General features: G+C 71.9%; 10 protein-coding genes. 5 read left to right on the top strand and 5 right to left on the bottom strand.

The genetic code is table 11. The features are described from left to right. Window positions 1–118: 118 nt before the first annotated feature. Window positions 119–619, top strand: coding sequence for a hypothetical protein (locus FVS66_RS17855; protein ID WP_149182168.1), 501 nt, complete (start codon window positions 119–121; stop codon window positions 617–619). 13 nt (window positions 620–632) lie between these two features. After that, window positions 633–1,031, top strand: a complete 399-nt coding sequence (locus FVS66_RS17850; RefSeq protein ID WP_149182167.1) for an RNA-binding S4 domain-containing protein — start codon at window positions 633–635, stop codon at window positions 1,029–1,031. A gap of 9 nt (window positions 1,032–1,040) precedes the next feature. On the opposite strand, the gene FVS66_RS17845 is transcribed toward FVS66_RS17850, so the two are convergent. Next, a complete protein-coding gene (locus FVS66_RS17845) occupies window positions 1,041–3,263 on the bottom strand; it encodes a terpene synthase family protein (protein ID WP_149182166.1) in 2,223 nt (740 codons plus the stop codon). Window positions 3,264–3,607: 344 nt separating this feature from the next. After that, a complete protein-coding gene (locus FVS66_RS17840; protein ID WP_149182165.1) occupies window positions 3,608–4,723 on the bottom strand; it encodes an aminoglycoside phosphotransferase family protein in 1,116 nt (371 codons plus the stop codon). Window positions 4,724–4,956: 233 nt separating this feature from the next. Here FVS66_RS17840 and FVS66_RS17835 point away from each other — a divergent pair, with 233 nt between their 5' ends. Continuing rightward, a complete protein-coding gene (locus FVS66_RS17835; RefSeq protein WP_149182164.1) occupies window positions 4,957–6,453 on the top strand; it encodes a hypothetical protein in 1,497 nt (498 codons plus the stop codon). Window positions 6,454–6,580: 127 nt separating this feature from the next. Here FVS66_RS17835 and FVS66_RS17830 read toward each other — a convergent pair whose 3' ends face one another. Continuing rightward, window positions 6,581–8,056, bottom strand: a complete 1,476-nt coding sequence (locus FVS66_RS17830) for a SpoIIE family protein phosphatase (RefSeq protein ID WP_149182163.1) — start codon at window positions 8,054–8,056, stop codon at window positions 6,581–6,583. Between the two features lie 512 nt (window positions 8,057–8,568). On the opposite strand from FVS66_RS17830, the gene FVS66_RS17825 reads away from it, so the two are divergent. Continuing rightward, window positions 8,569–9,603, top strand: a complete 1,035-nt coding sequence (locus FVS66_RS17825; protein WP_149182162.1) for an NAD-dependent epimerase/dehydratase family protein — start codon at window positions 8,569–8,571, stop codon at window positions 9,601–9,603. A 9-nt stretch (window positions 9,604–9,612) separates the two neighbouring features. On the opposite strand, the gene FVS66_RS17820 is transcribed toward FVS66_RS17825, so the two are convergent. Next, window positions 9,613–10,431 carry a VOC family protein gene (locus tag FVS66_RS17820; RefSeq protein ID WP_149182161.1) on the bottom strand — a complete coding sequence of 273 codons (819 nt, stop codon included), beginning with the start codon at window positions 10,429–10,431 and terminating at the stop codon, window positions 9,613–9,615. A 212-nt stretch (window positions 10,432–10,643) separates the two neighbouring features. Here FVS66_RS17820 and FVS66_RS17815 point away from each other — a divergent pair, with 212 nt between their 5' ends. Then, the gene (locus FVS66_RS17815; protein WP_149182160.1) at window positions 10,644–12,149 is read left to right on the top strand and encodes a DUF6056 family protein; all 1,506 of its coding nucleotides are present in this window, start codon (window positions 10,644–10,646) and stop codon (window positions 12,147–12,149) included. 12 nt (window positions 12,150–12,161) lie between these two features. Here the strand turns inward: FVS66_RS17815 and FVS66_RS17810 are convergent, their stop codons facing one another. Next, the gene (locus FVS66_RS17810) at window positions 12,162–13,136 is read right to left on the bottom strand and encodes a glycosyltransferase family 2 protein (RefSeq protein ID WP_149182159.1); all 975 of its coding nucleotides are present in this window, start codon (window positions 13,134–13,136) and stop codon (window positions 12,162–12,164) included. Window positions 13,137–13,344 lie beyond the last annotated feature (208 nt).

The following is a 13,344-nucleotide window of genomic DNA, read 5'->3' as shown; positions in this document are numbered from 1 at the left end:
CCCGTCCCCCGAACCGGTGAACCGCCCAGCAGGGAACGCCTCCCGTGACCCGGGGCGCGGCGCCACGGACGCCCGACCCGCCCGCCGTCCGGCACCCCCGGCCACGTACCATGGCGGCATGTCCTTCCTCCGCCGCCGCACCCCCTCCACCCCCGCGGGCCCGGACTTCGACGTCCTGGCCATGGACCCGGGCGACTGGCCCGGAAACCTCGGCGCCGGCCTGCTCCCCGCCCCCGACGGCAGCTGCCAGGGCGTCTTCCTCCGCTACGACCTGTTCGGCGGCCGCGGTCCCGCGATGATCATCGGCAACCTCCCGGAGGGCTCACCGGCCCGCGACCTCGCCGAGGGCCAGATCCCCTTCGAGGTCGCCCAGCTGCTCGCGGCTCTGGACATGGACGAGCCCGTCGAGGTCACGGAGACCGAGGACGTCCCGGTCATGCAGGGCGACAACCTCCTCATCGTGCGCCGCGTCAAGCTCAGCGAGAGCCGGATCTCCTGCGTCCAGTTCGACCGCAGCGACAACGTCCTGGTGACCATCGCCAGCTGGGACCGCCCCATCACCGACGACCTGTACGCACTCCTCAAACCGCTCCCCGCGGAACTCTTCCAGCAGGGCTGACCCCGAGGAACCCATGGCAGCGACAGCGACCGACGAGCAAACCGCGACCGTACGCGTCGACAGCTGGATCTGGGCGGTACGCCTCACCAAGACCCGCTCGCAGGCCGCCACCGCCTGCCGCGCCGGACACGTCCGGGTCAACGGCGACCGAGTCAAGCCCGCCCAGCCCGTCAAGCCGGGCGACGAGGTGCGCATCTTCCACGCCGGCCGGGAGCGCATCGTCGAGGTGAGGCGACTGCTCGCCAAGCGCGTGGGCGCCCCCGTCGCCGCCGAGGCGTACACCGACAGGACCCCGCCCCCGCCGCCCCGCGAGCACACCGCGCTCGCGGCGGTCCGCGACCGCGGCGCCGGGCGTCCCACCAAGCGCGAGCGCCGCGAACTGGACCAGCTCCGCGGCGCCCGCCGCCCCTGACCGGGCCCGCTACGAAGCGATCAGCGCGGCCACGCGGGCCGCCGACGTCCCCGGACCCGTCGGCCCGAGCAGCGCCGGCGCGAGCGGCGCGGCCGCCTCCGCCCGGTCCTGCAGCAGCACCTCCTCCTGGTACCGCTTGCAGCCCCGGTGCCAGTTGAGGATGCCGGCCATCCAGTTCTGGAGCTCCCGCACATACCCGTCCAGCACCGTACGCGTCTCCGCGTCGAGCCCGAAGTCGTCGTACATCACGGGGAACTCGTGTGCGGCGACATGCTGGAACTGCCGCATCCGCGAGTTCATCAGATCACCGGTGATCTCCACCGCCGTCGGGTGGTCCACGTCGAAGAAGTTCTGCACCACCAGAACACAGTTGTGGACCTCGCCCTCGAACTCGATCTCCTTCTGGTACGAGAAGAGGTCGTTCATCAGCGTCGCGAAGTCCATCGCCGCGTTCTCCAGCGCGCGCACCGGACCGCTCCGGTAGATCTCCGGCGGCACCCTGTTGCCGTGCCCGATCCGGCACAGCGCCATCGTCAGGTCGGAGCCGAACGTGGCCCGCCGCATCTCGATGTAGTCCACCGGCTCCGGGATCCGGTTGTGCGCCTGGTTCGCCAGCTCCCACTCCCAGCTCGCGATCATGACGTCGACCGCGGCCCGGAACGCCGCACGGTCCGCGTCGCTCATCGGTCCGGCCGTCCGCGGCCACAGATCCGCCAGGCCCCGCTCCAGCGCGTTCGCCGGCTCGGGCATCGACGCGGAGGCGCCGTCCAGCGGCATGAACAGCTTCAGCCGCTCGTTCTGCGCCCGCGCCCCCGCCAGGTCCCGGGGTCTGCCGTACACGACGGGGTACAGGTCGTCGCCGTATGTGCCCCAGGCCAGCCAGTGCGACGCCAGATCCAGCTCGTCGGCGTTCGCCTCGGGGTGCAGCCCGGCCGCGCAGAGCGGCAGGTCGATCCCGGCGATCTTCCGCTCGTTCCAGACGTCCGAGCCGGGCTGCCCCGGCTGCGCCCGGAGGAAGCCCATCTCGCGGCCCCATGCCACGCACCGCTGCCGCGCACCCTCCAGGTGCGGGTTGAGGGTCACCTGGAACGGCATCTCGATGTGCGGCAGCAGCGAGGGCCCCACACGCTGGTACGGCACATGCGAGAAGCCCCGCCACCGGGCCCTCTCCGCGCGCGGCGTCAGCCGGATCGAAGCGGCCGCCATCCCGAACGCGCCGCTGCCCGGTTCCGCGCCCAGGGCGCCCTCGTTCATGTAGCGGCTGGAGCGCATATGCCACTCGTGGCCGCCGGACTGCCAGTCCTGCAGCCCCTTCGCGTACGCCAGGACGGCTGCGGCGCCCTGCGGCCCGAGGCCCTTCTCCGCGCACAGGGCGGGCACCTCGGTCAGCGCCGTGTACTCGAACTGCTGGAGCCGTGACGTCAGCAGGTCGTTGACAGCCTCCGCGGCCTCCTGCGTCGAGCAGTCCAGGAACCGCTCGAGCACCAGCACACCGTTGCTGTTCTCGCCCTCGTCCTCCACCTCACGCTGGTACGAGAACAGGTCGTTGCGCAGATGCACCGCGTCGGCGAAGGTGTCGCGCAGCACCCGCAGCGGACGCGACTCCGCCACCGACTCGGGCACCTCGGCGCCCGCCGCGTACTCCACGAGCCCGGCCGACCAGGGCCCACCGCCCACCTTCCGGCGCATCTCGATGTACTCGACGGGGTTGGCGATCCGCCCCTCGTTGATGTTCGACAGTTCCCACAGGGACTCGTTGAGAAGGTTCTCGGTCGCCACGGCGAACCGTTCCCGCCAGGCCGGCGACATGGCGGGCACGGTCCGCGCCCACAGGTCCGCGAGGCCCGCCTCGACCGCGTTCTCCGGCTCCGGCATCGGCGCCGACAGGTCCAGCGGCATGAAGGCGGGCAGCCGGTCGAGATACGCCTTGCCGCCCTCCCGGTCCAGGGTGCGCTTGAAGATCTCCAGGAAGTGGTCGTCGAAGAAGAACACCCACACGTACCAGTCCGTGACGAGGGACAGCGCCTCCGCGTCGCAGTCCGGATGGGTGTACGCGCACAGCAGCGCGTAGTCGTGGGAGTCGAGGTCGTGCTCCTCCCAGATCCCGGAGCCCTCCAGCATCCCCATGCGCCGGGCCCACTCCTTGGTGTGGGCGCGAGCCGCGTCCACATGTGGGTTGAGCCGTGCCGGATACGGCACATAGAACTCCGGGAGTGCGAACGGCTGCGCCATGCGTGTCCATGCCTTTCGGTGAACGGGGCCATACCGCGCGAGCCTCTACCCGTGGCCCGGAAAGCCCACGCGAAGCTCATATAAGTCATATGAACGTCAATGTTCGGGCGCGGGTGACGCATGCTCCCCGGACAGCGCGAACCCGCAGGTCGGCAGCGTGCGCGGACCAGTCCGCACGCACAACCACCCTTGCGGACAACCCCCGTGCCATCCATCCGACGGCCCCCGTACGCCCCACCCACTTGTACGAACCGTCACCCACCCGGCGGTCCGCGCAGGAGGGCGCACCGCACACCCGGTGCGATCAGCACCGGGCGCACGGCGCGCCTGCCCCCGTCGAACGGTCAGCGTGTGCCGACCGCCGCGCGCACGGCCCGCCGTGCCAGCGCGCAGTCGTCGTGCAGCCGCCGCAGCAACAGCCGCTGCTCCTCCCCGGGTGAGACCGCTCCGGGCTGGACCGGGATCGAGCCCGCCGGCGGCGCCTCTCGTATAGTGCGCTGCACGGCCGTCTCGTACGTCCGTATCTCCCGCGTCAGCACGAGCATCAGATTCACCAGGAACGCGTCCCGCGCCGCCGGGCCTGCCGCCTGCGCGTGCTGGCTGATCTGCCGACGCGCCACCGGCGCGTCACCGAGCACGGCCCACAGCGTCGCCAGGTCGTATCCGGGCAGGTACCAGCCCGCGTGCTCCCAGTCGACCAGCACGGGACCGGCAGGCGACAGCAGCATGTTCGACAGCAGCGCGTCACCGTGGCAGAACTGGCCCATGCCCTGCCTGCCACCCGCGTGCGCCAGGCCGTGCAGCAGCTTCTGCAGGTCGTCCCGGTCCCGGTCGGTGAACAGACCCAGCTCGTGGTAGCGCGAGATCCGCGACGCGTAGTCCAGCGGCGCGTCGAACGTCCCGGCCGGTGGCCGCCATGCGTTGAGGCGCGCGATCGCCCCCAGGACGGCCCGGATGTCCGCACGCGGCGGCGCCTCCACCGGGTGCCGGCTCAGCGCCGCGGCGCGGCCGGGCATCCGCTCGATGACGAGCGTGCAGTTGTCCGGGTCCGCCGCGATCAGCCGCGGTGCCCGCACCGGAGGACGGTGCCGTACGAAGGTCCGGTAAGCGGCGATCTCGTGCCGGAATCGCTCGACCCACACGGGGGAGTGGTCCAGTAAACACTTCGCGACGGCGGTGGCGCGTCCGGTCGTGCCGACCAGCAGCACGGAGCGTCCGCTGCGCCGCATCACCTGGACCGGGTTGAACTCCGGGCAGATGCGGTGGACCGACGCGATGGCCTTCCGCAACTGCGCCCCCTGAGGGCCGGACAGGTCGATTCTTCCGCTGAGGGGCCCGGTCACCGCCCCCGCCCAGCGCCTGGCCCGGCCCGCCTGTGCGGGACCCAGGTACGGTCCGCTGCCGGCCGGGACGGTACGGGGCCGGGGCGGGGCGGACACGGAGGACGATGCTGTGTACATGGGCGAGACAGATCCCTTCGTGTGCCGACGACTGCGTACGCTGCCCCGTCCCGTCGCCGGTCCGACACCCTGGGGAATGAGGGGCCGTCGCCGGGACGGGGTGGCGCTTTCCTACCTGACACCGGCCCGCGGGTGGCTAACCATGTTGCGCACCCTGGCGAACCCTGGCGAATAGTCGCCAGCCCTATGACACGGGGTTACTGTCAACTCAGCCGAGAACCTGGGGGCTTGACGTGACAGGACAACCCAACACCCGCCTCTCCGATCTGTTCGGCCTGGCCGGCTGGTCAAAAGGCGAGCTCGCGCGGATGGTGAACCGGCAGGCGGCGGCCATGGGCCACCCGCAGCTGGCGACCGACACCTCGCGGGTCCGGCGGTGGATCGACCTGGGGGAGACCCCGCGCGATCCGGTGCCGAGAGTGCTGGCAGCCCTGTTCACCGAGCGACTCGGCCGTGTCGTGACCATCGAGGACCTCGGGTTCGTACGGCACGGGCGCGCCGGGAAACGGCGGGACGTCAGGCAGAACCAGAACCCTGACGGGCTGCCCTGGGCGCCCGAACGCACGGCCACGGTCCTCACCGAATTCACGGGAATGGACCTCATGCTCAACCGACGCGGCTTGGTGGGTGCGGGCGCCGCGCTCACCGCGGGCTCCGCCATCACCAGCGCCATGCACGACTGGCTCCGCAACGACACCCCGCAGACCGGCACCCCCGGCGCCGGCACGCCCGACCCCCTGCACGCCGACCCCGCCGGGTACGACCGCTACGAGGCCGCCCCCATCGGGTGGCAGGAGATCGAGGAGCTGGAGACCTCCGTCGAGGTCTTCCGCGCCTGGGACGCGGCCCGGGGCGGCGGCCTCCAGCGCAAGGCGGTGGTCGGCCAGCTCAACGAGGTGGGCGGCATGCTCGCCTACCGTCACTCCGAATCGATCCAGCGGCGCCTGTGGGGCGTCGCCGCCAACCTCGCCGTCCTCGCGGGCTGGATGTCCCACGACGTGGGCCTCGAACCCACCGCCCAGAAGTACTTCATCATCGCCGCGCACGCCGCGCGCGAGGGCGGCGACCGCCCCCGCGCCGGCGAGGCCCTCTCCCGCGCCGCGCGCCAGATGGTCCACCTGGGCCGCCCGGACGAGGCGCTGGACCTGATGAAGCTCGCCAAGGCCGGCTCCGGCGAGCAGATCCTGCCGCGTACGCAGGCCATGCTCCACACCATCGAGGCGTGGGCGCAGGCCGCCATGGGCCGTGGCCAGGCCATGCGGCGGACCCTCGGCGAGGCGGAGGAGCTGTTCGTCTCCGACAAGGGCGACGTCCCGCTGCCCAGCTGGATGCAGACCTTCAAGAGCGAGGACCTGTACGGCATGCAGGCCCTCGCCTACCGGACGCTCGCCGAGCACGACCCGGCCGCCGCCAAGCAGGCGCAGTACTACGCCCAGAAGGCCATGGAGCTGAGGGTCGACCACCGTAAACGGTCGTTGATCTTCGATCATCTGTCCATGGCGTCCGCCTGCTTCATCGCCGACGACCCGGAGCAGGCCGACCGTTACGCCAGGCTCGCGCTCTCGGCGATGGGCAACAACTCGTCGCAGCGCACCTGGGACCGCCTGCGCGAGATGTACCGGCTGACGGCCCGGTACTCCGGCTACGCCAAGATCAAGGACCTGCGTGAGCGGATCGAAGTGGCGCTGCCGAAGACCCAGGCGAAGAAGCTGGGCATCACGGATATCTAGCAGAGGCGGGCTGGGAACCCGCCCGCCTCACACCCCGCTCCATCGCTTATCCCTCACCGACCACACCAGCGCACACACACCACACCGAGGGGACAACGGGGGGAGCGGCTCACGGGCGAGCGGCCGGCTACGACAGGTCGCCGACCCTGGCCGCCACGACACAGGCGTCGTCCACCCGCGCCGTGTCGCCGAACTCCTCGATCACCGACCGCACACAGTCCTGCGCGTCACTCGCCCGGGCGAACCGCGGGGCGAGGGCCAGCAGCCGCTCCGTACCCGATGTGTCCGAGCCGAGCCCCGCCGCGGCGCGGGTCAGTCCGTCCGTGTGGAGCAGCAGCAGATCACCGGGGAGCAGTCGCACCTCGGCCTGCTCGTAGGCGGCGCCCGACGCCGTCGCTCCCAGCAGGACACCGTCCGGTCGGCTCAGCGCGCGCCCTGTCCCGTCGCGGAACAGCAGCGGGGCGGGGTGTCCGGCCTGCGACCAGCTGAGCGTCCGGGTCGCCGGGTGGTAGCGGCAGCAGACGGCGCTGCCGAGCGCGGGCTGTGCGGAGGACTCCATCAGCTGGTTGAGGTGCCCGAGGAGTGGCCCTGGGCGGATTCCGGCCACGGCGAGACCGCGCAGGGCGCCGAGCAGCATGGCCATGGAGGAGGTCACGGACACACCGTGCCCGGTGAGGTCGCCGACCGTCAGCAGGGCGTCGCCGTCGGGGAGTTCCAACGCGTCGTACCAGTCGCCGCCGATGCGTGTGCTGCTGCCGGACGGCAGGTAGTGCCCCGCCAGGTCCAGGGCCGCCGGGCCGCCCTGTGCGAGCCGCAGAGGGCCGCGCCACGGCGGCAGAACCGCCTCCTGCAGTTCCACCGCCACCCGGTGCTCGGTCTGCTCCACCTCCTGTCGCCGGCGGAGCGAGTCCTGTGAGTCGCGTACCGCCCGCTCGCTGCGGCGCAGTTCGCTGACGTCGCGTAAGACGGCCCACATGGAGGCGGTGCAGCCTTCGCTGTCGAGTACGGGCTCGCCCACCATGTGCAGGGTCCGCACCCGGCCGTCGGCCCGTACGATCCGGAACTCGCTGTCGATGGGCTTGCCGTCGATCAGACAGCCCGTCACCAGCTGGGTGAGCACGGTCTGGTCGTCGGCGAAGACCGCGGACGGCAGTTCGTCCAGCGACATCGGACCGGTCTCCGGATGACGGCCGAAGATCCGGAACAGCTCCTCGGACCAGCTCACCTCGTCCGTCAGCAGGTTCCACTCGGCGCTGCCGACGCGGCTGAGAAGCGACCCCGTGGCCTGCTCGGCGGAGGGCCGGCCGTTGTGTGCGGTCGCGGCGCCGGGGGCACCGCCATCCTCCCGGCATGCCTCCGTGGGCTGTTCCGGGACACCGTTCCTGAGGTGGCCCAAGTGGGCACGGAGGTCGTCGAGCTGATGGACGGCCAGGTCGCAGAGGGCGCGCTGCCAGCGGACCTGTGGATCGTTCTCGTCCGTGGCGTCCCGGCGTACGGCGTCCACCTCTCCGCGCAGCCTGCGGGTCTGCGAGATGAGGGCGTCCACCGCGCCGCGCTCCGGCGGCTGCTGGCTGGGACGGTCCGCGAACAGATGGGACGGCATGTCGTACTCCGATACAGGCGCGGCGGCCAGGGCCTGAAAAGCAAGGACCGGCTACGACTGTCGCACAGGCGGAGACGTGCTGTAAGGCATTTGGCAACACTCGATCCGGTGGTGCTTCTGGCATATGTCAAAGGCCAGCCGGGATCCAGCCACCATGGCCGAATCCCTGAGTGAGCGGCCCGGAGCGCCGCCGTCGACAGCCGACGTGCGGCCAGTCTTCCCCGGTCCGCCGCCCCGCGCGGCATCCGCACACACAATCGGCCCCTACCTTCACCGGCACAGGTGAACGAGGCTCTTCGATATTGACGCCCGGATGTGCCCGCGCGTCCGTGCGGCCACCCGGACGCGCGTCCGGGCGGCCGCACGCTGCCCGGACGGCCACCCCGCCCACGAACCGCCCGACGCCCCCGCCGGCGGATGTGAACCGGCGCGAACCGGGTACCCGGCACACCCTGGTGCGCGCACCCGTGCGCCGGAGGAGCCGATGGAGGAACCGACGGAGGAGAGCAGCGGTGAGCACACAACCAGGCAAGCGAGTCGTCGTCACCGGAGCCACCGGCAACGTGGGCACCAGCGTCGTCGCGGCCCTCGCCGAAGACCCCCGGGTGGGATCCGTCCTCGGCCTGGCCCGCCGCCTCCCGCAGTGGTCGCCGCCCCGCACCGAATGGGCGCAGGCCGACGTCGAGAAGGACGGCGACCGCGCCTTCACGGCCCACTTCGACGGCGCCGACGCCGTCATCCATCTGGCCTGGGCCTTCCAGCCCACCCACGACCCCCTGGCCACCTGGCGCACCAACGTCCTCGGCAGCCTCCGGGTCTTCCGCGCGGCCGCCGCGGCCCGTGTCCCGGCCCTCGTGTACGCGTCGTCCGTCGGCGCCTACTCGCCCGGCCCCAAGGACCGGCCCGTCGACGAGTCCTGGCCCACCCACGGCTGGCCGGAGGCCGCGTACTGCCGGGAGAAGGCCTACCTCGAACGTGTCCTGGACGCCTTCGAACCCCGCAACCCCGCCATGCGTGTGGTCCGGCTGCGCACCGCGTTCCTTTTCAAGGAGACGTCGGCCAGCGAACAGCTCCGCATCTTCGCAGGCCGCCTCGTGCCCGGCCGCCTGGCCAGCCCGAAGGTGGTCCCGGCCGTGCCGGACATCGAGGGGCTCCTCTTCCAGGCCCTCCACACCGACGACGCGGCCGACGGCTACCGTCGCGCGGCCCTCGGTGACGGCGTCCACGGCGCGTTCAACCTGGCCGCCGACCCGCCCGTCGGCGCCCGCGAACTCGCCGCGCTCCTCGACGCCCGCGTCGTACACCTGCCGCGCCTGGCCGCCCGGACCGCGCTGGCCGCCGCCTGGACGCTGCATCTGGTGCCGTCGTCGCCCCAGCTGTTCGACGCCTTCCTGCGGCTGCCCCTCATGGACTGCACCCGGGCGCACAACGAGCTGGACTGGCGGCCCCGGTACAGCGCCCTGGACGCTCTCCAGGAGCTGCTCCACGGCCTGCGCGAGGGCGCCGGCATGGCCACACCGCCCATGGTGGGCCGCGGCGTCGCCTAGCGGCGTCGCCTAGCGGTCACGGGGCTCCGCCGCGCCCGGCACCGTCAGGGTGAAGATCCCCCCGTCCGGGTCACGCAGCGTCGCCTGCACCTCCGGCTCGTGTGCGATCACCGTCCCGCCGTGCTGCAGCGCCGCCGTGACCCGCCGCTCCAGGTCCGACACCGGGAAGTGGACCTGCCAGCGCGGCCGGATCGCCGGGTCGGGTGCCGCCTCCAGCGCGCCCGACGACAGTCGCGCCACCGCCCGCCCGCCGCTCCGCAGTACGACCTCGTCGCCCTCGTACTCCACGTCGCAACAGCCGGGACGTCCGCACGCCCAGTCGAGGACCTCCCCGTAGAAGATCGCCGCCTCGAACGCGTCCCGCGTGTGCAGCCGCACCCACGCCGGCGCCGCCGCCTGCCACACCTCCCACCCGGCCGGCAGCTCGCCCTCCCAGATCCCGAACACGGCACCGTCCCGGTCCGCCGCCAGCGCGCCCCGGCCCAGCACGAACGCGACCGGACCGACCGCCACCGTCCCGCTGCGCTCCCGAATGCGGGACGCCGTCTCGTCCGCGTTCCGCACGGCGAAGTACGGAGTCCAGGCCACGGCCACATGGAACGCCGACGCCAGCGCGCCGATCCCGGCGATCGCCTTGCCGTCGGACAGGGCGACGCTGAACTCCTCCCCGAGCCGCGCGGGACGGAACTCCCACCCCATGACAGACCCGTAGAAATCGTGCGAGGACCGCAGATCCTTGGTCATCAGACTGACCCAGCAGGGCGCGCCGTACACAGCGGCGCTCGATGTCGCTCCCGAAGCCGCGGCAGCTGTCGGTTCTCTGGTCATGTGCCAACCATCCCGGTGTCGCCTCACGCGTCGTCCGCCGCGTCCATCCTTTCACCGTTTACACGTGGAGTGCCCTATTCGCCCACTTTCAATGCGACAGGGGGCCGTCACGCGGCGTGCCACGCCAACGGCGGAACGGCAGCGCCGAAAAACCCCTCTACGGTGTCGGATCAGTGTTTGATCAGTGATTTCCCCGAAAGGCAGTGGTGAGAATGGCCGTCGGCGCGCCCAGCGTCACCGACCACGACGACGAGGACACGGACCGGAGCGACGGCCCACCCCGTACGGCGACCGCGGTGAAGGCGGCGACCCTGGGGCTCGCGTCCCTGCCCCTGGGGCTGCTGGCGATGGCCTCCTACCTCGGCCGTCACGTCCGCCCCAGCGCCGACGAGTGGTGCTTCCTGCCGCTGGTCCGCGACCACGGCATCGCGGGGATCGTCGGACAGTTCTACGCCACCGACAACGGCCGGCTCACGAACGGGCTGCTCGTCGGCCTCTACGCGAAGTTCCCCGTCGCCGGACACCGGTGGTACGCGGTGGTCAGCGGCGTCCTCATGCTGGCTCTGCTGTGGGCCCTCACCGCCCAGCTCCTGCGCCGCGCCGGCCAGTGGGCGCCGCGCGGCACGGCCCTCCTGGCCGCTTCGATGATCACCGCGGTGTTCCTGTTCGCCACCCCGAACACGTACAAGACGTTCTACTGGCCCGCCGCCTCCGTCTCGCACACCCTCGCGCCCGTGCTGGCCGCCGCGGCCGCCCTGCCACTGCTCCGGGTACGCGGAGGACGCGGCAGGATCGCCGCCCTCGCGACCGTCCTCCTCGCCGGCGTCTTCATGGGCCTCCTGTCCGAAGAGGCATCGGTGGTCGCCCTGGTCGTCCTCGGCGGCGCCGTCGTCCTCGCCCGCTGGATCTTCACCGAGCGGGCCCGCCGCCACGCCGTCACATGGTCGCTGACAGGCATGGCGGGCGTCGCCGTCGGCACGGTCCTGCTGGTCACCTCCCCCGGCTCCCGCAACCGCCGGGAGCGGTACGACGCGGAGACCGCCTCCATGCTCGCTCCGGACTCCCTCCTCACGTCCCTCAAGCTGTTCGTACGGATCATGGAGACCGTCCTCACGACCTGGCAGTACGCGGGCGCCGTCGCCGCGGGCGTCCTCCTCGGGCTGCTCGCCCGCCGCCGCCCGGACGCGGGCCCCGCCGTCCTCCTGCCCTGCCGCCCGCTCCGGCTGCTGTCCTTCGGCGCGCTCGCGTTCCTGGCCTCCGGCTATCTGTGCACGGTGATCACGTACCCGGCCTTCGGCACGCGGGTCCTCACCACGGAGCGCACGTGGAACGACTACCTGCTCCTGTACGTTCTGCTGCTCGTCGCCGCCGGAGCGTTCCTCGGCCGCGCCGTGCGCCTGAGCCGGCGCCCCAGGCCCGTCACGTACGCCGTCGCGGCCACGTCGGCGGCCGTCTGCGCGGTCACCGTCCTGGGCCTGGCCGTCCCGCTCCACCATCTGGGCGACGACATGGCGGCCCGCGCCCAGCGCTGGGACCGCCAGGACCAGTACCTGCGCGACCGGGCCGCGAGCGGCGCCGAGTCGGCCCCGTACACCCCGAACTCCGTCAGCCGCATGCTGGAGCCCTTCGGCAGGGACGGCAAGAACCAGTGGCCGGCCCGCTGCGTGGCCGACTACTACCACCTGGACAAGGTCACTTACGGCAAGCAGCCGCCGTAGCCAGGCCTCCGGTCACGGCCGGCCCGCCCGGGCGGCGGGCCGGCCGGCCACCGGGGCCCCGGCCGCGTCCCGCTCGGTCTCCCGGACCACGTACTGCGGCCGCCGCTTCGACTCGTGGTAGATCCGGCCCACGTACTCGCCGATCACGCCCAGCGTCGCCAGCTGCACTCCGCTCAGCCCGACGATCGCGGTGATCAGCGTCGCGTACCCGGGTGTGTCGACACCGTTCAGCACCGCGTTCGCCACGATCCACAGCGCGTACGCGAGCGCGGACAGAAACAGCCACAAACCTGTGTGGATCGCCATCCGCAGGGGTCGGCTGTTGAACGACAGCAGCCCGTCGATGCCGTAGTTGAGCAGCCTCCGCCCACCCCACTTCGAGGCGCCGGCGGCCCGCTCGACGTTCTCGTAGCGGAAGCTCACCGTGTCGAAGCCGATCCAGGAGAACAGCCCCTTGGAGAACCGGTTGGTCTCCGGCAGCGACAGGATCGCGTCGACGGCGCGCCGTGACAGCAGCCGGAAGTCACCGGCCCCGTCCACGATCTCCACGTCCATGAACCGCCGCACCAGCCGGTAGTACGCGCGGCTGAGCGCCTTCCTGACCGCGCTCTCACCGGACCGGTCCCGCTCCGCCACCACCTGGTCGTAGCCGTGCTGGTGCAGTTCCAGCATCCGCGGCACCAGCTCCGGCGGATGCTGGAGGTCGGCGTCCATCAGGACCACGGCCGCCCCCCGGGACATACGCATCCCGGCGAGCATCGCCGACTCCTTGCCGAAGTTGCGGCTGAACGACGTGAAGCGGACCCGCGCGTCGCCCCGTGCCAGCTCGCGGAGCCGGTCGACGGTCCGGTCGCGGCTCCCGTCGTCCACGTAACAGATCTCGAAGGACACCCCGGTCGGCCGCATCGCAGTCACCACGGCCTCATGGAAGACATCGATCACCTCGCTCTCGTCGAAACACGGAACGACGATCGAGATCTCCACCATTGCTGACCCACTCCATGCACGCCGATGCGGGACGCCCCTGCGGTCCCCGCCGCATCCGGAAGATGCGGGTCGGCCCGCCGAGGTTGCCTCCACCTCGGTACCAGCGCCGCACACCCGTCAAGCACGCACCACCGCGGCTCACCCATACGATCGGCCCCGGCCCCCATTAGGGGGACCGGGGCCGAGGACCGGCGCCGACGGTAACCGC

This window comes from Streptomyces sp. TRM49041 (genome assembly GCF_008271805.1).
Taxonomy (GTDB): domain Bacteria; phylum Actinomycetota; class Actinomycetes; order Streptomycetales; family Streptomycetaceae; genus Streptomyces.
The sequence above is the reverse complement of the archived record's forward strand: the minus strand, read 5'-3'. Positions and strand labels throughout refer to the sequence as shown.

Excerpts from the sequence above, each read along its gene's own strand:
- FVS66_RS17855 (WP_149182168.1), top strand. The coding sequence starts at position 119 with ATGTCCTTCCTCCGCCGCCGCACCCCCTCCACCCCCGCGGGCCCGGAC.
- FVS66_RS17850 (WP_149182167.1), top strand. The coding sequence starts at position 633 with ATGGCAGCGACAGCGACCGACGAGCAAACCGCGACCGTACGCGTCGAC.
- FVS66_RS17845 (WP_149182166.1), bottom strand. The coding sequence starts at position 3,263 with ATGGCGCAGCCGTTCGCACTCCCGGAGTTCTATGTGCCGTATCCGGCA.
- FVS66_RS17840 (WP_149182165.1), bottom strand. The coding sequence starts at position 4,723 with ATGTACACAGCATCGTCCTCCGTGTCCGCCCCGCCCCGGCCCCGTACC.
- FVS66_RS17830 (WP_149182163.1), bottom strand. The coding sequence starts at position 8,056 with ATGCCGTCCCATCTGTTCGCGGACCGTCCCAGCCAGCAGCCGCCGGAG.
- FVS66_RS17820 (WP_149182161.1), bottom strand. The coding sequence starts at position 10,431 with ATGACCAGAGAACCGACAGCTGCCGCGGCTTCGGGAGCGACATCGAGC.
- FVS66_RS17815 (WP_149182160.1), top strand. The coding sequence starts at position 10,644 with ATGGCCGTCGGCGCGCCCAGCGTCACCGACCACGACGACGAGGACACG.
- FVS66_RS17810 (WP_149182159.1), bottom strand. The coding sequence starts at position 13,136 with ATGGTGGAGATCTCGATCGTCGTTCCGTGTTTCGACGAGAGCGAGGTG.